Genomic DNA, 20,964 nt, shown 5'->3' with positions numbered 1-20,964 from the left:
CGGTCGACCTCGGTCCGCTGACCGGTGTCGCAGTGGCCGCGGGTGTAGACGCTGTAGTCCTCGCCGTACTCGTCCACGGGGACGGCGGGGTTGGCTTCCAGGAAGTCGGCCAGGGCGCGCAGGCCGGTGATGGTCTGGTGGCGGGCGAACAGGTCACCGGGAACGATCGGGTTGGCGGTCATGTAGATACCTCCCAGGTAGGGGTCAGGCGGCGGACTGGTCGCGGATCTGGCGGAGTAGTTCGGAGGCGAGCTGGTTGGAGACGCCCAGCCGGGCGCGGAGGGCGTCGCGGGTGATGGGGCGGCCGTGTCGGGTGTGGTGTTCGTCGGCCACTCGCCGGGCGAACTCCACCAGCGGCCCCGCCAGACCCGCCGGACCCGTCGCGGAGGCCGGGCGGGCCGGGGCGGGACGGCCGGAGTCGTCCGGCCGGGACGAGGCCGCCGGGTCGGCAGCGGGGAGCGGGACCTCGGTCTGCCCGTCCTCGACCAGGGCAGGGCCGGGGGCGGCCAGTTCGGGACGGACACGGTCCCGGACCGCCGAGACCGGCGACGAGGACGGCGACGAGGACGGCGACGAATCGGCGGGACAGCCGAAGGACGGCGGGACGGCCAGCCCATCAGGGGCCGACGCGTTAGAGCGAGCGGCAGGGCGCGCGGCGGGACGGTGGGCGGCGCGGCGTTCGAGCATGGAGACAGCGACCAGGAAGGCGGCGGCCGGGGTGCCGGCGGTGACCCAGCCCCACACGGTCGGCTCGGCCTGGGCCAGGTTGGCGGCCAGCGACAGCAGGATGCCGCCGACCAGGACCAGCGTTGGCCACGACAGCGGCCGGGTAGCCCGTGCGGTGCGCTTGTCGCGCTGCCGTTCCCGAGCGGCCATCACGCAGGTCAGGTCGATGCAGACCGCCACCGCCCAGGCCATCCACCCGTGCTGGCCGTGCTCACGAGCCGTGTCGCGGATGTGGGTGAACGACCCGGCCGCCGCGATGGCGGCCAAGATCATCACCGGCCCGGAGTCGGCCACGACCGGGAGTACGCGGCGGGTCATGCCGCCGTCCCGCCGGTCAGGTCGGCCAGCAGCGCGGCCAACTCCGCATCGCACTCGTGGTCCTCGGCCCAGCCGTAGGCGCGACCGGCCGAGACGGCGGTCATGGTCTCGGCGCACCGGCCGCAGGTGGCGGTGTGCAGGCCGCGGACGCCGTCCCACTCCACCACCGGCCCCACCAGGACGGACGAGCCGGGGCGGCGGGACGGCAGCGGACGGACCGGGACGGGGCGCGGACGCGCCGGGACGGGACGAGGACGGACCGGAGGACGGGTCAGGCGACGGGGCCGCAGGACGATCACGCGGGCGGTCACGGGCAACTCCATCGGGTCGGTTTCGGACATGGGTCGGGGAGGGACATAGCGCGATCAGGGCTCACGCCAGCCGGAAGAAGGGAGAGGGGGGAGGGCAGTGCCGTTAGGCGGCGGCCGGGCGGATCGTGGGCGGTCCGCCGATCAGGTCGGCCCAGTCCGGGGCCAGGTGCGCGAAGGTGCGGGCGGCCTGTTCGGCCTCGTGTTCGGGGACGTAGACGGAGCGGGCGCGGTGCCAGGTGCCGTCTTGGCCGGCCACCACGCACACCCCCGGGGTCTCGGCCGGGATCGCGCGGGCTGCGTCGAGGGCGGCGGGGTCGAGGTCGCCCAGGGTCATGGTGGCGGTTTCGGGGTCGTTGACCCGATGGCAGACGCGGCCGGACAGTTGGGAGCGCAGGGCGGTGACGCCAGGGCCGAGGTCGGAGCCGATGCGCTGCCCGCACACGATCAGGTGGACGGCGAACGCGCGGCCGAGCTGGGCCACCCGCAGCAGCGCGGTACCGGTCTTGGCCACCTGGTCTTTTTCGCTTTTGTCGGCCATGAGGAACAGTTCGGCCACCTCGTCCACCAGGACCACGATGGGCACGGGCCGCAGGTGGTCGGGCAGGTTCCACACGTTTCGCGCCCCGTGCGCCCGGCAGGTGGCCATGCGGGTCTCGACCTCGGCGACCAGGTCACCGAGCAGGCCCACGCATTCGGCGCGTGTGGTGGCCAGCGCCGACAGGCGGGGCGCGTACGGGGTGAACTCCACCCCGCCCTTGAGGTCGAAGCCGACCAGGGCGACCGGCTGAGGCGCCAGGCCCTTGAGGATGGCGTTGGCCAGGTTGGACTTTCCCGATTGGGTGGCTCCGGCGTTGAGCCAGTGCGGCACGGTGCGCAAGTCGATCACCCAGTCCGCGCCGTTCTCCAGCTTCCCGGGCCGCACGGTCAGCAGTTCACCGGTCTCCGGGACCGTTGTGACCTCGGTGAGGGGGTCGCGCATGGTCGCCCACAAGGTGACCTTGCCGGGGCGGACGTCGACCACGCGGACGGAGTGGACGCGCCAGGCGTGCGCGATGCCTTCGGCCGCGCGTTCGTAGTCGGCGGGAACCTGGCCGTCGTGCAGCCGGACCCGCACCCGCCAGCCGAGCCGGGTGGGGCGCAGCCAGCCCAGGCGGGGCGCCCGCTCGACGTCCACCCGCCGCATCCGCCGCCTGTAGGTGGCCACCGTGACCGACCGGGCCGCCGGCCCTGCCACCGGGACGGCGTCCAGGGTCAGGCGCCAGCGCCGCCGCCTGCGGGACAGCCCGCAGCCAGAGGCCACGTGCGCCCAGGTCAGATACACCAAGACCGTGCGGGAGGGGTAGCCGACGCCGTACCAGAACGACGCCGGGTGCCAGCGGCGCCAGGCCCACAGCCCGGCCACCATGACGGCGGCCGAGACTGCGAGCATCAGGACGTGATCGTTCATCGCCGGACCGCCGTTCAGGCCACGTCCGCCGACACCGGCACCGCCGAGCCCACCGACCCGACCGAGGCCGGGGCGGCCTGGACGGCCGGGATGATCTGCTCGGCGCGGTAGGCGATACCCCACCGCATTCGGCCGCCGAGCTGCTGCTCCCACGGGAAGGCGACCAGCCCCACCGGGGTGACCACCTGGCCGATCGACACCGCCGGGTCACCGGCCACGGCCACCTTGACCAGGTCGACGTTCCCCGCCTCGTCGGCCGCCGACAGACCCACCGTGTAGACCGTCTGCCCGTTGCGGTCCACCCGGACCTCACCGGTGTTCTGGTCGACCAGCTTGGGACGCGGCGGCGACACGCACACGAACGTAAGCGCCGAGACGTCCACCGGGATGTTTCGCATGAGCACTCCGCTTGTCGAGGCCCCTAGACAGTGCTCTCGACCCCATGCCGAGACTGTCTAGGGGGGTACTCAATCAAGGTAAGCGACGAGGTGGCGAACTGTCTAGGGGGGTCTACAAAATCTCAGTCGGTCAGTGCCCAGTAGACGGCGGTGGCGTCGTCGGAGGCTTTGCCGCGCGGCCAGCGTGCCCCGTCTGGGTCGCTGGCTTCGGCTTCGCGGGTCCGGGCGATGAGTTCGGCCGGTCCGCTCTTGTCGAGGACGGCCAGCAGGTCGGGCCAGGTCATCAGGCCGAAGCGGTCGGCCAGTCGGCTTGCCCCGTCGCTGAGCAGTGCGACGGCCTGCAACTCATCCAGCGGGGTCGAGCCGGTCAGCGCTTGCTCGGCCGCTTCGGGTTTGGTGCCGGCGACCCAGAACCCGCCAGGTCGGTTGCGGTACGCGGCATGCTTCTGCACTCGGCTGAGCAGCCCCGCCGCATGCTCGGAGGTCCCCAGGAGAGGCCGCTCGTCCGGGTCATCGAGCTTGCGGTTCACCTCGGCCAGCCGGTCATCACTGATCACCACCGGATCAGCGCCCGTCCGGTCCAGGACGAGGACCGAGTCCGACAGCACTAGATGTTCGAGCCGGTCACCCACCACCCGAGCGGCCACCACGGTCGCCGAGGGTGAGCCGGGATGGCGGAGATCGCACGTCCCCGAGTGCAGCGCGTTGACCCGCTCGATGCTCGCGGCCAGGGCATCCGCAAGGCTCAGCTTGGTCTCGATGGCTTCGGCCAGCAGCAGCCCGCCGAGGGTCCGGGCGTACCAGGACACCGAGTGCGAGCACCCCGACTCCAGCCCGGCCGGGGCGCCGGCCCCGTCGATGAGGACTCCGAGGCCGGGTGCCGCCGCCGCGAAGTCTTCGTTGTCCCGTCCTGGACGGGCCGCTTCGCTGGCGATCAGCACCCGCATCCTGTCTCCTTAGGCCGCCTCGTCGTGCCGGTAGAGGGGCGTCAGCAGTTCAGTCCGTACCGGCTCATGGGTGTTCGGGTCGTACTCCGTACCCACCACCACGGAGAACCGATCACCGCCGACCTGCCCCCACAGGGAACCGATGTCAGTGGTCAGCAGATGCACCACCCCAAGTGACCCCTCAGGATGGATGCCCGCGATCGCCAGGAACGAGCCCTTCCCATCCGGCCGGGGGAGCCGCCCCAGGTACCCGACGTCATACGGCCGCACCGGGTCCTCCTCCTGTCCGCTGCGGAACTCCTGACCTGCCCGGGTGTCGCGCAGCAGCCACCCGACCTCATCCCGCTCCCACTCCAGCACGGGGTCCTTCCCGTACGCCTCATGCATCGCCGGAGACATCCGAGGCCCGCAGATGACCAGCAGCCCAGCCCGGTTCAGGTCGATCTCACCCGACAGCGAAACATGGTCATAGCTGACCGACAGATCGAACGTGCGCGCCAGCTCTTCCAGCCGCTTGCCCGTGGTCAGGTCATCCAGCGCCACATACGTCCGGTCACTGGCCGGGTCGGGCCGCAGCGGCGTGACCACCGTGACCTCACCCGAGCCGAGGAACGCCCCCTCAGGCGCCGGCCCTGTGTGCCGGATCTGGTGGATACGCCCGCGGCTGAGCCCGGCCGCCGAGGCGATCTGCGCATACGACAGCCCTTGCGCGTGCAGCTCTTGAATCAGCCGCCGCCGCAACCGCGCCAGCTCCGTAACCTCCTGCTGTGCCTCAGCCAGACGTTCGGTCGCCGCGCGCAGCAGTTCGTACGGGTCCTCTATCTGCGCGATGCGCTCGAACTCGCCCGGCATGGCACCCTCTCCCGCTTCTCGCAGCGAGTCTAGGACTCTAGACATCACGCGGGAAAACTCGGCCCCTGTCGAGGCGCTCACCGCCCGCAGCCGTCGCCGACGACGCGGGATCGGCGGACCGCTCACGAACCGCCCCGCCGTTCCGACTCCCCGGCCGTGATCGCGTCGGCCACCTCGTCGGCATACAGCGCCTTGAACTCCTCACGATGCCGCCATGACAGCCGTACGAGCGCCCGCTCGTACGCCTTCGCGAGCACCGCCCAATCAGGCCCCTGACCGTTCCGCCAGTACGCCCTACGGCAGTCATCACACGGCCGCTCACCCTTACGAAGGTGAGCGATGTACCCGTCCCGGGTCCCGCACCGGGAGGAACGAGGCCACCTCATCACGCCTCACACGCGATGTCGGCCCACACCCGCAGCCCGACCCGCACCCGCTCACAGCCCCACTCCTTGGACAGCGCCCGCACGATGTGCAGCCCACGCCCGCTGAGCGCCGTCACGTTCGCCGGGTCGTCCCCGACGAGGACCGGTCGACTGTCCGCCCCCATGTCGATCACGGCCACCTCGACGCGATCGGGGAAGACCTCCAGTTGGACCACGAACAGCCCGTCCAGATCCCCACTGCTCGTGTGCTCCAGGGCGTTCGTGGCCAGCTCACTGACGACCAGTTCGACCGTGTCGGCCAGGACGTGATCCACCAGCACCAGCCGGGCGAACTTCCTCGCCAGACCGACCGACTCGGGTTTGCCATCGAACAACCGGGACCAGCGCGCCATACGCATCACCACCCAGGCGTCTAGGGGGCTACACACCCCAGGGCGATGCAGCGTATGACAGATCCAGGGGGCTATTCAATACGTTCAGTGAATAGAGCCTAGGGCCTTTCCAAGATCCCGGCCCGCCCGTTCCACCAGCCCGAGCGCCTCATCCCCGAACACCGCCGACCGCGCGAACCCCTTGAAGATCTCCACATACGCCCGCACGTCGGCCTCACCGGTCAGCGTCAGCTCACGCGTGAACGTCTCCACCGTCACCGCCGCCTCGTCATACAGCGTGAACCCATGCAGCGGCACCCCCGACCACCCCGAGTCCACACCCACCCCCGCGGGCACCACCCCCAGCCGCACATTCGGCCGCCCGGCCACCGCCACCAGATGAGCAAGCTGCCCCGGCATGCACGCCCCCGACCCCGGCCACGTCCGCAACACGTGCTCACTGATCACGAACGTGAAGCGGCGCCCCTCATCCCCGAGCACCGCTGACCGCTCCACCCCGTCCCCGGCCGAGACCGGTTTAGCGGCCTGGACGTAGCCGGCCGTCCGCAACAGCCCAGGGACCACCATCGCCTCAAACGACCGCACCACCGAGGCCGCCCGCTCCAGCTCCACCGCCAACCCCCGCCGGAACGACACCCCCGCATCCACCCGCCGAGGCACCGACCCCGCATACGCCTCACGCACCACCGAGGCCAGCCGCTCGAGCTCCGCCGGTGCCAACTCCAGCCCACCGAGCAGCCGAACCACCACCTCGACATCAGCCACCCGCCGACCTGTCTCCACCCGGGACACCGTCGGCTGAGGCACCCCAGCCCGCCGAGCCAACTCCATCCCGGACAGCCCGGCAGCCATCCGCAACCGCCGAAGCTCCCGCCCAACCTCAGCAAGCCGGTCCTCACCCATAACCGAGCGTTCTACCACCAGCGAGCACGGCAGCCGACCAGGACAAGTCAACCCGCACACTGTCACGCATCAGCTGAGACTCACCCGTCAACCATCAGCCGGGACAGTCCGCCCTCACAGGCTTCTCACCTGCGGATATTCAGAATAGGGGTCTGCCCGATGAGGACTTTCTCTACGTCTTCAAGGGCGCCGCTACGCGCCGCCGCCGGTCGGCCGGGCCGGGCGTGCGGCCTCTCCGGGCCGGTCCCGCCCCGGCCGCCCGGCTCCAACCCTGTGGAGATGGAGCACATGGCCACTCCAGCGTGGGATCCTGTAGGGCAGCATTGAACTCGTGGAGGTACTTCAGGATGGCGCTGGTTGTATCTGGCCAGATAAAACATCCTCCGATGCAGCCATCCGATGTGCATGCCTCTCTTCGTACCCAATTGCCGGGGTTGACAATAAGTGGACTTGATTTTGCTATAGATCTCAATAATTGCAAGGTTGAATTCTTTTGCAATACCACATCGACGTTGGATTTTACGGTGACTGTTCCGGCAAGTGGCTTGCCCGTTCCGGCAGCAGTTGCTCTGTTGGTCCGCGAGACTGATGCGTTGACGTCGGCACTGATCAGCTCTCTTGGAGGCCGATTCAGGAGAGCGGAGGTGAAGTACTGCCTTCTTGAGGACCATAGATCCCGTAGCGAGTTGCTTAGCTGGTCCGAAGAAGAATCTCCGATGACCTCTCGCCCGGCCAAGCTCTCTTATGTCATCAGTGTCCTTCTCATAGTCTTGGCAATCTTTCTAGTAAAGGGTCAGCTGGATCAGCCTCAAAGCGATGCCCGCGACTACAATGTCCTCTCCCTTATCCTCGCGATAGGATTGCCAGCCTTGACCCTCCCGCTCCCGTTCATATTTGAGCAACTGAGACCGCGCATAAGAGGGCGGTGGACGTTCTCCCACCGGCCGTGAGGACAATCATGATGAATTCGCCTCAAAACGAGTCACAGGTGGTCGCGTCTATCCTGCGCGCGCTGGAGAATCTCGGATGGTCCGAAGCCCGCGAGATAGCACCGGCCGGCTGGCAGCCAGATCTTGTGGCCGTTAATGGTGGGGGATCGCTGCTCTGCATGGAAATACGACTTGGCCGTCAGCCACTCCACTCCCAAATAGTCCGGCTTCTTGAACAGGCGCGAGCAGATCTGGCATCGAGTTGGCCCGGTCGATCAATTGTTGCATTGCTGACCACTAATCCAGTAAGTGCGCGCCTGCGTTCCGTGAGCACTTCATCAGGGATTGTCCTCATTGAAGCAGAATCTACTCATGATTATCGGCAGCTACCTTCAGAGCTAGCTCAAGCACTGGAAACTCTAGAAAATCGCCCATCTGGCGAAGTTGGACTCACCAATAAAGCCACTCTAGCAATCCAGGCAGAGAGGTGGAACGACGCGCGCGACCTCTATGTTCAGATCCTTGAGGGTCAGCGGAATATGTTGGGTGATGATCACCCGGTCGTATTGGAGACAAAGCACCGCCTAGCATTTCTCTTGACTCAAACAGGCGACCCTGATGGCGCGGTTCGGCTCTACGAGCAACTTGCTGAACAGCGTGAGCGTGCACTCGGAAGTGGACATCCAAAAACCATTGAATCTCATAGCAACCTAGCTTATTCCTATGAAACAGTAGGTGATCTAGGTCGAGCTATACCGCTCTATGGGCGCGTCCTGAGTGAGCGCGTCCAAGAACTCGGCGAGGACCATCCTGACACTCTTACCGCACGAAACAACCTCGCCTACGCCTATCAGGAGGTTGGCGATTTTGCCAAGTCGATTCCTCTCTTGCAAACCACGCTTGCCGACCGTGAGAGGATCCTAGGGAACGAGCATCCAGACACTCTTGTGTCGCGTAACAATCTCGCTTATGCATACTACGCAATCGGTGACCTCGAACGTGCTGTCCCGCTACTTGAGCAAGTGGCAGTCGATCGAATGAGAATTCTTGGCCCCGATCATCCGGACACTCTGACTTCGCGTAACAATCTCGCTAGCGCCTACGAGGCAATCGGTGACCTCTCGCGAGCTGCATCTCTTTACGAAGGCACTCTCAGGGATCGAATCAGAATATTGGGTTCGGATCACCCGGCCACTCTGACTTCGCGGAATAATCTCGCCAGCGCTTACGAGGCGATCGGCGATCTCTCGCGAGCCATTTCTCTGTATGAGGATGTGCTCACCACAAGCGTTCGCGTGCTGGGCGAGCATCATCCGGATTCCCTAACCGTCCGAAACAATCTTGCATATGCCTATCAAGCAGCGGGCGACGTAGACCGAGCGATCTTCCTGCTGGAAGACGCACTCGAGAAAAGTCTGCGCGTCTTTGGAGACAAGCATCGATTGACTGCAACTATTCGCAGCAATCTCAACCATCTAAGGCATGACGAGAATTAGATGGCGCCCAGGGACAGTGTGACACCACAGGCCGTTACGATCGCGTGGGTGGTTGAGTGCCGTTGGTGGTTGGGGCGATCGCTGCCGCGCCGCTTCCGGTGCTCGGGCCGTGGCCGGCCCTGCGCTCCGGGTCGGCTTGCCCTCTGAAACGTCGGGTACTGACGTAGGGCACGCGGGTTACTGCACAGCAGACAGGTACAGCAAGGGGGACACAACGGCTCACGTGCCCACACGTCGACACACGTTGCGAGCTGAGCAGAGCCGCGAAGGCCAATGATCGCCGATAGTTCGGGACGAAGAGGTATCGGTAGGTGACGCGGCCGGTTCGCATCATGGGCGTGGATCTTGCTAACCCCAGTGCTAACAACGGTCCTGGACAGCCGTGGATAGGGCTGGACGGCGCAGCGGCTCGACACCAGCTCAGTGGACGAGTGCGGACATCCCTGGACATTGCTGATCTTGCTACGGATCAGAAGGTTAGGGGTTCGAATCCCTTCGGCGGCGCACCAGGTCAAAGGCCCCTCGCGAGCATCGCGGGGGGCCTTTGCGTTGGCGGTGGGAGCCACGTTGGGAGCCACCGGTCGGTCAGGTCCCAAAGAGAGCGTTGGTCATCGACTCGGCCGCCGCGCGCTTGTCGTCCACCATCAGGTGTCCGTAAACATCCTTGGTGATGGCGATGCTCGCATGGCCGAGGATTTCCGACACCACGTGCAGCGGCGTGCCCTGGGCGAGCATGAGCGAGGCCCCCCGAGTGCCGTAGCTCGTGCGGGTGCCAGTGGCCGAGCCTGGCACGCTTGGTCAGCTTGGAGAAGGTGTGGGAGAAGTTGTCCGGGTCCATCGGAGTCCCGACCTCGGTGGCGAAGATCAGCCCGTGCTCCCGCCACAGCTCGCCCATGGCGATCTTCGCTTTGGCCTGCTGGGCGTGCAGACGCCGGAGCTTGCCGAGGATCTGCGGCGTGAGGACGAGCGTCCGCCGTGACTTGGGCGTCTTCAGCTCACTGATCACAAGCCGGGTCTTGCGGGCGCTGGTCTTGTCGCGGTTCTTGATCCGCTTCACCGCGTGCGTCAGCCGGATCGTTCCGGCGTCCCGGTTCAGCGCTGACCAGTGCAGGCCAGCACCTCACCGCGCCGCAGCCCGTACGCCGGCGCGATCATGATCGCGACCTCGAAGCGGTGGCCGGCCACCTCGGCAAGCAGCGTCTTGGCCTGGTCGAGCGTGAGCGTCCGTCCTTCCTTGGCCACTACGTGAGGCGCTGCCGAAAGCGCGGGAGCCAGGTGCAGCCGTACCGTGTCGTTGTAGTCGTCTTCGGTCGATTCGGCCACCGAGCCGGGAAGGTTGTCCGTCAGCCACCGATCAAGGGCGGCGGCGCTTCGCGCCTCCGCACCGTCCGCCCGGCGTCGCCGGGGCGGGCGTGCGGCGTGGGCGCCGGTCCCACCCTGGCGGGCCGAAGGCGGCCGCGCGAAAGCCACCGCCCACGCCCAGCCGCCCGGCTCACGGTCGCCATGGAGTACGCGTCGCCGCCGAGCTGGAGCACGCCAAAGGGATCAGGTTCGAACATGCCTCCGGCGGGGGCCTCCGACTCCGGGAAGACTCTCCCCCGCACCGTCGAGGCGGACGAGGTCTGAGGTGGGGAGCTTCCCGTCCGCCGCCGTCCCGATCGGAGATCTACCGGACCAGGGCCAGGGCACCAAGGTCGTTCGTCCGGTGGGACGCTCCACCTCGGCACCCTGGCCCCGCCCTGGTAGTGCAGAGCACGGGACGATGGCGGACGGGAAGCTCGGGGCTGAGGTGCGCTAGCGCAAGTCACACCTCATCGCAGCGAACAGCTCGACCTTGCTCCGGGGCGTACTGCCGTTCCCTCAGACAAGCCCCTCGCGAAGGAATCGCGCTCAGCGCCTTGTCTCATACCTGGTCAAGACCACGCCGCCGGGGAACGTCCGCGTCTCCACCAGGTTCAGGTTCACCCAGCTTTCCAGCGCAGTGAAGAACGGTGTGCCGCCGCCCACGAGGGCCGGATGGGTGACGATCTCGTACTCGTCGATCAGCCCGGCCCGCATGACCGCCCCGGCGAGCGTTGCGCCACCGACCCTCATCGGCCCGCCGTCCTCGGCCTTGAGCCGGGTGATCTCGGCGATCGCGTCGCCGGTGACCAGGCGAGTGTTCCAGTCGACCTTGTCGATCGTTGAGGAGAACACCACCTTCGGTGTGTCCCGCCAGTTCCGCGCGAACTCGATCTGCGCCGGGGTGGCGCCCGGCTGCTGGTCGCCGGTCGGCCAGTAGGCGCTCATGTTCTCCCACAGTCGGCGCCCATACAGAAACAGGCTGATCACCCGCTCCTGATCGAGCCACCACTGGAACAGCTCATCGCTGGGCTCGCTCCAGCCGAGGTCGTCGCCGGGCGCGGAAATGTAGCCGTCCAGGGTCAGGTTCATGCCGTAGATCAGTTTCCGCATAGCGCCATGCCTTCCGTCAGTCGGTCTCGAAGACTAGACCGGTCGAGCGGAGGAAACTGATCGGTGCGCACTCTGTTCATACGGACCGGCTCCTGACCCTCGCTCAAGACTTCCAAGCCGCTCGTCCCGTACACCTTGGTTCGTGATGGCACGGCCCTCGTGACGGCACACGGGACATACGCGGGATGGCGGACCGACCCATCCGGGTCACGACAGACACCCATCGAGGTCAGTGCACTAGCCTGCCCGAGATCATCAGCGCTCTTGAAAGCCGCTGGAGCGTGGATCCTGGGAGCCAGGGTGGGAGCCACGCGGGCGGGTGATCTTGAACTCGCGTGAACGAGTCCGGACAGGCGGCAGGTCGGCGGCCCAGCGTGCGGACTGATCCGAACGGGTTCGGTGATCGTTTGGGGATCTACGGATCAGAAGGTCAGGGGTTCGAATCCCTTCGGCTGCGCCACAGGTCAGAGGCCCCTCGCGAGCACCGCGAGGGGCCTCTGCCGTTGCCCGTACAGCGGCGGAGTACGGCCACACCACCGGATCGGGATCTCCGGGCCGCAGGCGGCGTTGGGCCGTCTTGGCCGTCAGGCTGATCGTGCGCGTCTCTGGGGCTCCGCCGCCTGATGCAGTTGCCTTTGGTACGCCCGATGCGCCGGGGCGGTGCGCCGCCTTGATGGCTCCGGGGCGCCGATCACACGCGTGGCCGGGTGGCGTTCAGACGGCTCCGCTGGTCGTCGCTCAGCCGCAGGCTTGCTGCGGCGACGTTCTCCTCCAGGTGTTCGATCGAGGCGGTGCCCGGGATCGGCAGTACGACCGGCGAACGGTCGAGCAGCCAGGCGAGTGCGACCTGAGCCGCGGTGGCACCGAGCTCGGCCGCCACGGTGGCGATCTCCCCTGGGGGCTCGGCGGCCGCGGGGAGGACAGGCCTCCAGGGCAGGAAGGCGATCCCCGCCGCGGCGCAGGCCTCAAGCACCGCATCGTGCTCGCGGTCGAGCACGTTATAGCGGTTCTGCACGCTGGCGACATCGATGATCTGCCGTGCCTGGTCGAGCTCGGCGACGGTGACCTCCGACAGCCCGATATGGCCGATCTTGCCTTCGGCCTGCAGCTCGCCCAGCGTCCCCACCTGGTCGGCCAGCGGTACCTCCGGGTCGATACGGTGTAGCTGGAGCAGGTCGAGCCGGTCGACCCGCAGCCGGCGCAGGGCCCGCTCGACCTGATCCCGCAGGACCTCCGGGCGCCCGCACAGAGCTGCCTCGCGCGGCGGGTCCGGCGGTACGACTCCCACCTTCGTGGTGATGAGCACCTCGTCCGGATAGGGATACAGCGCCTCGACGAGGAGTTCCTCGTTCGCGCCCCACCCGTAGAGGTATGCGGTGTCGATCAGCGTGACGCCCAGCTCGACGGCGCGCCGGGCCACCGCGATGGAGGCCTTGCGGGCTTCGTCGGGTTCGGTCGGCAGCTGCATGGCCCCGAACCCGAGCCGGCGCACGGTGATATCGCCCCCGATACGGAAGCTGTCGGATGTCATGTGTCGGTCTCTCCCTTGTCGCCACGGTAACGGTCATTCCGACCCAAGATCGCCGCTTTCGTCATGGGATCAGGAGTCGGGTCTTGCGGTTGCCGGTCTTGCCGCGGTTCTTGAGCCGCTTCACCGCGTGCATGAGCCGGGTGGTGCAGGCGTCCCGAGCAGTGCAGGTCCAGTACCTCGCCGCGCCGTAGCCCGTACGCCGGCGCGAGCGTGACCGTGATCTCGAAACGGTGGCCGGTGCCTTGGCCTGGTCAAGGGGCGGCGGTGCTTACGCCGCCGCCTGGTGCGCCTCGTACCGCCCGCCTGGTCGCGTGGCTGACGGCGGTCATCGGGACTACGCCGCCGCAGTGATCAGCCGACTCCGTGGTCGTTGATCCGCCAGGGCTGGTCCGCGCCGGTGCGGACCAGGATGTATCCCCAGGCTGTGTGACCGTTCGGCATCGACACGACTTCGCGCTGCTTGAGGATGAACGTCACGGGGACGTACACGGCGTCCTGGTAGCGCTTGCCGTCCGCCGACTCATGGCCACCGTTTGAGAGGGGAGTCTGGACCTGCAAATGAGAGATCTCCACGATGTTCCTGAACTGATCGTCCTCGCCGCCCTCCTGCTGCTGGGCGAAGTGCGGGGTCGACAGCCTGCGCCCCGCCTCCTTGTCGTGCGCGTTGATCGCCGCCACGTACGCCGTGACGACCTCCTGCGGCGATGCGCCGACCGGAGGAATACCGACCCGCGACTTCGGGCCCTCACTCCCGCAACCGGTGACCAGGGCGACTCCAGCGAGCAGAACGAGCAATGGTATACGAACGCCGCCTAGGCCAGGCTCCACATGATCTCCTTCGCATGTTGCGTCGTAACTTATAGGACCGCTGAGTTCGTTTCCGGCGGAGGCACTCCGGCTCCGGGAAGCCGGGGGCACATACCTTCTGGCTGCCGGTGGTGAAGATGTAAATCTGGTCTTTCCATCCTTCGACGTCCTTCGTCCTTGGACGAGCCGAGCCGAGCCGAGCAGGCCAGGCCAGGGCGCGAAGTCCGTTCTTCCAACGGGGAACTCCATTTTCACGCCCCGGCCCGCTCCCTGGAGGAACGACGCCAGACGGGCCGGCGGCCTTCCTCGACTTTCGTTACTCGCCCCGCTGTGAAGGCGCAGGGCAGGGACGTGATCTTCCGGACTTGGCCCTGGCCTTTTCCTGCGTGGGCAGGCCGGTTCCGATCACGGGGTCGGCCTTTTTGGTGACCGGGTGTGTCGGCGGTGCCTGCGGTTGGTGTCGAGTTCGTTGGTGGTTCCGGTGCTCGGCTCGTGCTCGCAGGGGTGAGGTGTGTCACGTCGGGGCGCTGTGTCACATCCGGGCGGTCTGTCTCGTCAACGAGGTGGAACCGTCCAACGGCAAGGAGATCGTCATGGAAGCTCGGCTCGACTACATCGGTAGTGACGTCGCGGGGAAGGCCCTCAAGCACCTCGTCTCGATGAACAAGGTCCTGGCGAACTCGACGCTGCCGATGGCGACCCAGGAGCTGGTGAAGATCCGGGCCAGCCAGATCAACGGCTGCGGCTTCTGCCTCGACATGCACACCAAGGACGCCGCGCACGCCGGGGAGACCGCCGTCCGGCTCAACATGGTCGCGGCTTGGCGGGAGGCGAAGGTCTTCACCGAGGCGGAGCGGGCCGCGCTGGAGCTTGCCGAGCAGGGCACCCGCCTCGCCGACGCCGCCGGTGGTGTCAGCGACGAGGTCTGGGCGAACGCGGCCAAGCACTACGACGATGAGCAGCTCGCGGCCCTGGTGTCCCTCATCGCCCTCATCAACGCCTTCAACCGGATAAACGTCATCATCCAGCAGCCTGCGGGCGACTACCAGCCGGGGCAGTGGGGGTAAGTAAAGCGGATCCCGGATCAGGCCGGGTCGGGCGAGGGCAGCCCGACCCGGCCTGACGCGTCTGCTGCGGAGTACTGCGGAGCCGAGGGAGGGATGCGCCACATCGGGCAGCGCGAGGACGAGCCCGCCACATCGGCGTCCGGTAGGGAGCCGTCAGGGCCGCGGCGTCAGACGGCCGCACCATGACGGCTTACCCCTGCCGGACCTGAGGGACTGCGGCGGGCACCAGGATCCGGCCTTAAAATAATGTTCTAGAATTTCGTTCGAGTAGAGGTCGGTGTCCCGCCGGCCGCCCCTGCACCAGCCGTACGAAGGGAGCGCGTCGTGCGCCGGACCCTGTTCAATGAGGACCATGAGGCGTTCCGGGAGACGATCCGGGACTTCATCGAGGCCGAGGTCGCCCCGGTCTACGCGGAGTGGGAGGCCGCCGGGCACCCGCCGCGCGAGTTCTACTACAAGCTCGGTGAGCTGGGCGTGCTCGGCATCCAGGTGCCCGAGGAGTACGGCGGCGCGGGCGAGACCAGCTTCAAGTACCAGGCGGTGATCTCCGAGGAGTGCGCCCGTGCCGGGGTGAGCCTGGGCGGCTACGGCGTGCATGTCAACCTGGTGCTGCCCTACCTGCTCAAGTACGGCAACGAGGAGCAGAAGAAGCGCTGGCTGCCGCCGTTCGTCTCCGGCGAGATGATGACGGCGATCGCGATGACCGAGCCGGGCACCGGGTCGGACCTGGCGGGCATGCAGACCACCGCCAAGCGCGACGGCGACCACTACATCCTGAACGGCGCCAAGACGTTCATCACCGGCGGCGTGCTGGCCGACCGGGTGCTGGTGGTGGCGCGCACCTCCCCGCCGACCCCGGAGAACCGGCGCGCGGGCCTGTCGATCCTGGTCGTGGACACCAAGAGCGAGGGCTACTCGGTGGGGCGCAAGCTGGAGAAGATCGGGCTGCGCAGCTCCGACACCGCCGAGCTGTCGTTCAGCGACGTGCGCGTCCCGGTGGCGGACCTGCTCGGCGAGGAGGGGCGCGGGTTCGAGTACCTGACCCACAACCTGGCCGAGGAGCGCCTGGGCATCGCGATGACCTCGTACGCCTCGGCCGCGGCCGCCGTCGAGTTCGCCAAGAGGTACGTGCAGGAGCGCACCGTCTTCGGTAAGCCGGTGGCCTCGTTCCAGAACACCAAGTTCGTGCTCGCCGAGTGCGCGACCGAGGTGGAGGCGGCCCGCTCGATGGTGGACCGCGCGATCGAGGCCCTGGACGCCGGCGAGCTCACCCCGGCCGACGCCGCCATGGCCAAGCTGTTCTGCACCGAGGTGCAGGCCCGGGTCGTCGACAAGTGCCTGCAGCTGCACGGCGGCTACGGCTACATCCTGGAGTACCCGATCGCCCGCCTGTACACCGACGCTCGCGTCTCTCGGATCTACGGCGGCACCAGCGAGGTACTCAAGACCATCATCGCCAAGTCGATCGGAGTCTGAGCACGGCCGCCGCCAGGGGTCGCCGTCCGCACCGGCGGCCCCCGGCGGCGGTGACATCACCGCCGTGCGCCCGTGCCGGCGCACGGCGGCCATCGCACCGGCCGGTCCGGCCGGCGAACCCCGCCCAGCGAGCGGCCAGGCCGGCCAACGCGATCCGGACCCTGCTGAACGGCAAATCCCCTGGTCCCGGACGATAGGGGAACGAGCCGTTTATTCCCTGTCCGGTGGATCATCGGCATGTCACCATGGGGGATGCCTGTTGATCAACAGCTGCTCGTCGCCTTTGCCGTCACCTCGGTGATCGCCATGGTCACCCCGGGGCCGGACATGGTGTTCGTTCTGGGGTGCGGGATGCGGGGTGGCCCGCGGGCCGGGCTGCTTGCGACGGCCGGGGTCGCCACGAGTGAGGCTGTGCACATCGCCGTGGCCGCCGTGGGGCTGGCGGCGCTGTTCGAGGCCGCGCCGACCGCCTTCACCGTGGTGCGGATCGTCGGGGCCGCCTATCTGATCTACCTCGGCGTGCAGATGATCCGTCACCGTAACGACGTTCAGGACGAGGGGACGGTCGCGGGGACGGGCATGTCGGGGCGTCGGGCGTACCTCAACGGTGTGCTGACCAACCTGCTGAACCCCAAGATGGTCACCTTCACGATCGCCTTCCTGCCCCAGTTCGTGAATCCGGAGCTGGGACGGGTGTGGCTGCAGTTCGCGATCCTCGGGGCCATCCTGATCGCGCTGGAGTTCCTCGTCGACGGCACGGTCGGCGTGCTCGCCGGGCGGATCGGCGGCTGGCTGCGCCGCCGGCAGGCCGCCCGCCGCCGGATCGACACCGCGACGGGCGGCATCTTCATCGGGCTGGGGGTCAAGCTCGCCGCCCAGCGATGACACCTGACCGCAGCGGGCGGCCGATCGGCGGTTTCTGCCTTCATCCTGGATCGAGGCCGGATTTCGCGGGGAACGCCGTGGCCCGGCAATGGATTCGCGGGCCGGCCCGGCGCTCAACGCCGCGTTCCGCAAGTCCCCCCGGAAGCAAGGAACGGATCCCGCGGTAAGGCCGGCTGACCGATTCCGGCCTGAAGTCGCATGTTTGCAGGTCAGGAAACAGGGCGCACGACACCGGCGGTGACAGCGCCGCGTGACCCGCCGATACTCGATTTCAGAGGGTTTGGGTGACCACGGCGGAGCGGGGCCGCCTGGCCCGCCCTTCGGCCCGCAGGCCGAAGGGTCAGTCGGGGCAGGTACGGGTCTGGAGCGGCGATGCGTAGGCCGATCGGGGTGCTGCTCACAGCAGGGATGATGGTCGCGGCCGTGCCGGGGCCGGTCCGGGCCGACGACGACGTGCCGCCGGCGACCAGGCTGGCCGCCAGGACCCATCCGGCCGTGCAACTGCTGACCACCCGGATCTCGGCCGAGGTCGTGGTGCCCTACCCGTCGTTCAAACAGGGCAACCTGGAGTCGCTGCTGCGCGACGTGGCCGAGGACGCGGTGGACGGCCGCATCCCCAGCGACGAGCGCAGCATGGTCAAGACCGCGATCACTCGGATGCTCGGCGACGTCGGCAAGTACCTGAAGCCGTCCGGGCCTGACCGGGTGGTCGAGGCGCAGTCCACCGCGCTGTGCACCGGCTGGTGGGTGACGCCCGACGGCCACATGGTCACCGCGGCGCACTGCGTGGCGCCGGACACCAAGGTCACGGCGGCGGCGTTCGCCAAGCAGGCCCAGGAGGACCTCGGCGCCGACGACGAGCGGATCGCCAAGGCCATCCTGAAGGGCGTCGACGCCGACGACGAGCTCAAGCGCAAGACCTCCGAGCTGCTCACCAAGTTCAACACCGAGCACCTGAAGCTGCGCGACCTGGAGAATGTCACCACCGTCCAGCTCTCCCAGCCCGGCGGCGGGGTCGACACCGCCCGGTCGCTGCCCGCCGAGGTGCTGGCCAAGGGCGAGAACTACCCCGGCAAGGACGTGGCGATCCTCAAGGTCGCCGGGCAGCGGAACCTGCCGACCCTGGAGCTGGGCGCCGACTCCGACGTCCACGTGGGCAGCTCGCTGTACATCGACGGCTTCCCCGGAACGGTCACCAACGAGGAGTCGCTGAGCCCCGGCAGCAGGCTGCAGCCGGCGTTCACCCAGGGGCCCATCAACGCGCAGCGCACCACCCAGCAGGGCGTGCCGTACTTCCAGACCCAGGCCCCGGCGTACGGGGGCAACTCCGGCGGGCCGGTGATCGGCGACTCGGGGAAGGTCGTCGGCATCCTGATCGCGACGCTCGGCGACGGGGAGGGTGGCAGCGCGCAGAACGAGCAACTGGTGCTGCCGGTGAGCGTGGTCGCCGAGAAGCTGAACGAGCGGAACGTGCAGCCGGTGGTCTCGCCGACCAGCGTCGCGTACAACACGGCGCTGGACCTGTACTACAAGCACCACTACAAGAAGGCGTTGCCGAAGTTCCGCGAGGTGCAGAACCTCGCCCCCGGCCACCCGTACGTCGGCAAGTACATCTCCGACTCGCAGGCCGCCATCACGGCGGGCAAGGACGAGACGCCGCTGCCGACGAGCACGAAGGTGGCCATCGGCGGTGGCGGCGCGGTGGCGCTGCTGCTGGTCGCGGGGCTCGTCACCGGGACGGTTGTGCTGACCCGCAGGCGCCGCAGGGCTCGCCTGGCCCCGGCCGGCTGGCCCGGCGGCCCGTTCCCGATGGGCCCGATGAGCCCAATGGGGTCGACGGGTCCGCCGCCCGGCCCGTTCCCGCCCGGACAGGGCGGCATGCCGCCCCCGCCCCAGGGACCTCCGCTGCGCCCTCCGATGGGGCCTCACCCGGATCCACCGCGGTACGGCCCGCCTCCCGAGGATCCGCCTCGCCCGCCGGCCGGGCCTGCGGGCCCGCTGACCCCGCCGAGCTGAACGGGCCGACAGCCGGCCGGGCGGTAGACGATCACTTGCCGGGAACGGTGTCACCGGTCACAAATGATCGGCAATATAGACGTCAGGCTGAACGATGGCGATGGTCGAGGCGTCCCATGGTGGAGGCGTAATAGAGGCGACGGGACGACGCGGAGCGGCAGTGAGCGACAGGGATGCGACGCCCATGAGCCGTGAGGCGGTCGACCACGCCCTCAAGACGCTGCGCGAGGACCGCGACCGGATCTCCGCCAACCTGCTCGACCTGGAGAACCACCACGGCTACCGGCTGCTCAAGGGCGCCCGGCTGGCCGGGCCGACCCGCCGCCGCTGGGATGACGTCACGGCACGGCTGACCCTGCTGTGGCGGCTGTTCGACGCCTACCAGCGGATCCTTGACGAGGCCGGGCAGGTGCGCGACCGGCAGACACGGCCCGGCGAGGCGACGCTGCGGGAGCTGACCGCGCTGCTGTCGGGCCCGTCAGTGGAGCTTCCGCTCGACGAGGTCCCGCTGGAGCGGCGCACGCTGCTCGGGCCGACCAGCGAACGTCTCACGCTGGCCGAGGCCGTCGGGCGGATGACCGCCGCCTACGACGAGGCCATCGGCCTGATCTCCGCCGTCGACGCCGCCTGGGAGACGCTGCTCGGCCCGCTGGACGCGGCGGAGGAGGAGTGGCGGGAGGCCGCCCGGCTCGCCCGCTCCCTGGCGGCCGGCCGGGACGCCGAGCTGGACCGGATCGGCCGCGAGCTGGCCGCCGCCGGGCAGCTGGTGCGGACCGATCCGCTGGCGCTGGTCCGGGATGGCCGGGCCGACACCGCGCGGCTGGACGCGGTGCGCGCGGACCTGGCCAAGGTCCGTGACGTGCTGGTCGAGGCGGTCCGGGTGCGCGAGGAGTACGACCGGCGGGTCGGCGGGATCGAGTCCGCGCTGACCCGGCTCGGCGAGGTGCTGGCGCAGGCGCGGGACGCCTACCGCACCGTCCAGGTCAAGATCGCCTCGCCGGGGGTGGACGAGCCCGCCGACCCCACCCCCGTGCTGCGCGAGCGGCTGGCGGCGCTGGCCGGGCTGCGCGACGCGGGCCGCTGGCCGGAACTGGCCGGCCGGGTCGCCGCCCTGGAAGGCGCCGTGGCCGCCGCACTGGAGCAGGCCGAGCGCAGCCGCCGCCTCATCGGCGGGCTGCTGGAACGCCGGGACGAGCTGCGCGGACGGCTGGACGCCTACCGGGTCAAGGCGGCGCGGCTGGGCTTCGCCGAGCACGACGAGCTGACCCGGCTGCAGGAACAGGCCCGCGAACTCCTCTGGACGGCCCCCTGCGACCTCCAGCGATCCACCGTCGTGCTGGCCCAGTACCAGCGAGTGCTCAGATCCCTCGAAACGGGGACGGACTGATGGAAAAGTGCACCCGGCCGGGCTGCCCGGGTTACATCGAGGACGGCTTCTGCAACGTCGACGGCCTGGCCCCGGAGCCCGCCCCCGCGCAGGGATCCGCACCGGCCCCGGACCAGATGCCCCCACCCGCTCCCGGCCCCACCGGCCCCGGTCAGGGCTCCGCCGGTCAGAGCCCCGGTTTCTATCCGGGATCCGGTTCCGGCCAGGGTCCCGGCTTCGGCCAAGGTTCCGGCCCA

The 20,964-nt window shown here is 68.5% G+C and carries 21 protein-coding genes and 1 pseudogene; 6 read left to right on the top strand and 16 right to left on the bottom strand.

Features of this window, described 5'->3' with window-relative positions; all coding sequences use genetic code 11:
* The 10 genes from C4U03_RS33965 to C4U03_RS33925 all read right to left on the bottom strand — a co-directional run.
* Positions 1–182, bottom strand: a 182-nt coding sequence (locus tag C4U03_RS33965) for a hypothetical protein (RefSeq protein ID WP_146087617.1), incomplete at its 3' end; no start/stop codon positions are given.
* 22 nt (positions 183–204) lie between these two features.
* On the bottom strand, positions 205–1,044 hold the full coding sequence (locus C4U03_RS33960; RefSeq protein ID WP_103943901.1) for a DUF2637 domain-containing protein: 840 nt from the start codon (positions 1,042–1,044) through the stop codon (positions 205–207).
* The gene (locus C4U03_RS33955) at positions 1,041–1,355 is read right to left on the bottom strand and encodes a hypothetical protein (RefSeq protein WP_146087616.1); all 315 of its coding nucleotides are present in this window, start codon (positions 1,353–1,355) and stop codon (positions 1,041–1,043) included. Before C4U03_RS33955 ends, C4U03_RS33960 begins: the two co-directional genes overlap by 4 nt.
* A 103-nt stretch (positions 1,356–1,458) precedes the next feature.
* Entirely contained in the window at positions 1,459–2,802 is a 1,344-nt protein-coding gene (locus tag C4U03_RS33950) for an FtsK/SpoIIIE domain-containing protein (protein WP_103943899.1), read from the bottom strand.
* Positions 2,803–2,816: 14 nt separating this feature from the next.
* Positions 2,817–3,200: an SCO3933 family regulatory protein gene (locus C4U03_RS33945; protein WP_103943898.1), complete on the bottom strand. Its 384-nt coding sequence runs from the start codon at positions 3,198–3,200 to the stop codon at positions 2,817–2,819.
* A 122-nt stretch (positions 3,201–3,322) separates the two neighbouring features.
* Positions 3,323–4,147, bottom strand: a complete 825-nt coding sequence (locus C4U03_RS33940) for a protein phosphatase 2C domain-containing protein (protein ID WP_103943897.1) — start codon at positions 4,145–4,147, stop codon at positions 3,323–3,325.
* A gap of 9 nt (positions 4,148–4,156) precedes the next feature.
* Positions 4,157–4,999, bottom strand: a complete 843-nt coding sequence (locus C4U03_RS33935) for a sigma-70 RNA polymerase sigma factor region 4 domain-containing protein (protein WP_103943896.1) — start codon at positions 4,997–4,999, stop codon at positions 4,157–4,159.
* A 122-nt stretch (positions 5,000–5,121) separates the two neighbouring features.
* Complete coding sequence (locus C4U03_RS42690; RefSeq protein WP_268817567.1) at positions 5,122–5,256, bottom strand: hypothetical protein; 135 nt, start codon at positions 5,254–5,256, stop codon at positions 5,122–5,124.
* A 128-nt stretch (positions 5,257–5,384) separates the two neighbouring features.
* Positions 5,385–5,777, bottom strand: a complete 393-nt coding sequence (locus C4U03_RS33930; protein ID WP_103943895.1) for an ATP-binding protein — start codon at positions 5,775–5,777, stop codon at positions 5,385–5,387.
* Positions 5,778–5,861: 84 nt separating this feature from the next.
* Positions 5,862–6,629: a helix-turn-helix domain-containing protein gene (locus C4U03_RS33925; protein WP_235018313.1), complete on the bottom strand. Its 768-nt coding sequence runs from the start codon at positions 6,627–6,629 to the stop codon at positions 5,862–5,864.
* 1,009 nt (positions 6,630–7,638) lie between these two features.
* Between C4U03_RS33925 and C4U03_RS33920 the strand changes: the two genes are divergently transcribed.
* Complete coding sequence (locus C4U03_RS33920; RefSeq protein ID WP_103943893.1) at positions 7,639–9,105, top strand: tetratricopeptide repeat protein; 1,467 nt, start codon at positions 7,639–7,641, stop codon at positions 9,103–9,105.
* A gap of 585 nt (positions 9,106–9,690) precedes the next feature.
* Here C4U03_RS33920 and C4U03_RS42210 read toward each other — a convergent pair.
* The 6 genes and pseudogenes from C4U03_RS42210 to C4U03_RS42685 form a co-directional block, all read right to left on the bottom strand.
* Positions 9,691–9,840, bottom strand: coding sequence for a hypothetical protein (locus C4U03_RS42210; RefSeq protein ID WP_146087615.1), 150 nt, complete (start codon positions 9,838–9,840; stop codon positions 9,691–9,693).
* Positions 9,841–9,862: 22 nt separating this feature from the next.
* A pseudogene (locus C4U03_RS43075) lies at positions 9,863–10,162 on the bottom strand (hypothetical protein); the annotation flags it as partial.
* Between the two features lie 35 nt (positions 10,163–10,197).
* Entirely contained in the window at positions 10,198–10,428 is a 231-nt protein-coding gene (locus C4U03_RS33910) for a site-specific integrase (RefSeq protein WP_103943891.1), read from the bottom strand.
* 567 nt (positions 10,429–10,995) lie between these two features.
* Positions 10,996–11,559 carry a dihydrofolate reductase family protein gene (locus C4U03_RS33905; protein WP_103943890.1) on the bottom strand — a complete coding sequence of 188 codons (564 nt, stop codon included), beginning with the start codon at positions 11,557–11,559 and terminating at the stop codon, positions 10,996–10,998.
* Positions 11,560–12,250: 691 nt separating this feature from the next.
* Positions 12,251–13,090 carry an aldo/keto reductase gene (locus C4U03_RS33900; protein ID WP_103943889.1) on the bottom strand — a complete coding sequence of 280 codons (840 nt, stop codon included), beginning with the start codon at positions 13,088–13,090 and terminating at the stop codon, positions 12,251–12,253.
* A gap of 351 nt (positions 13,091–13,441) precedes the next feature.
* Positions 13,442–14,146, bottom strand: coding sequence for a DUF4829 domain-containing protein (locus tag C4U03_RS42685; protein WP_268817568.1), 705 nt, complete (start codon positions 14,144–14,146; stop codon positions 13,442–13,444).
* Positions 14,147–14,490: 344 nt separating this feature from the next.
* Between C4U03_RS42685 and C4U03_RS33890 the strand changes: the two genes are divergently transcribed.
* The 5 genes from C4U03_RS33890 (at position 14,491) to C4U03_RS33870 (ending at position 20,728) form a co-directional block, all read left to right on the top strand.
* Complete coding sequence (locus tag C4U03_RS33890) at positions 14,491–14,964, top strand: carboxymuconolactone decarboxylase family protein (protein WP_103943914.1); 474 nt, start codon at positions 14,491–14,493, stop codon at positions 14,962–14,964.
* A gap of 324 nt (positions 14,965–15,288) precedes the next feature.
* Positions 15,289–16,440 carry an acyl-CoA dehydrogenase family protein gene (locus C4U03_RS33885; protein WP_103943887.1) on the top strand — a complete coding sequence of 384 codons (1,152 nt, stop codon included), beginning with the start codon at positions 15,289–15,291 and terminating at the stop codon, positions 16,438–16,440.
* Between the two features lie 252 nt (positions 16,441–16,692).
* A complete protein-coding gene (locus C4U03_RS33880; protein WP_103943886.1) occupies positions 16,693–17,325 on the top strand; it encodes a LysE family translocator in 633 nt (210 codons plus the stop codon).
* A gap of 372 nt (positions 17,326–17,697) precedes the next feature.
* Positions 17,698–19,341 (top strand): S1 family peptidase, encoded by a 1,644-nt coding sequence (locus tag C4U03_RS33875; RefSeq protein WP_103943885.1) that lies wholly within the window; start codon positions 17,698–17,700, stop codon positions 19,339–19,341.
* 184 nt (positions 19,342–19,525) lie between these two features.
* Positions 19,526–20,728 carry a hypothetical protein gene (locus C4U03_RS33870; RefSeq protein WP_235018311.1) on the top strand — a complete coding sequence of 401 codons (1,203 nt, stop codon included), beginning with the start codon at positions 19,526–19,528 and terminating at the stop codon, positions 20,726–20,728.
* The last annotated feature ends 236 nt before the right edge of the window (positions 20,729–20,964 follow it).

It is taken from the genome of Thermomonospora echinospora (assembly GCF_900108175.1).
Lineage (GTDB): Bacteria > Actinomycetota > Actinomycetes > Streptosporangiales > Streptosporangiaceae > Thermomonospora > Thermomonospora echinospora.
The sequence above is the reverse complement of the archived record's forward strand: the minus strand, read 5'-3'. Positions and strand labels throughout refer to the sequence as shown.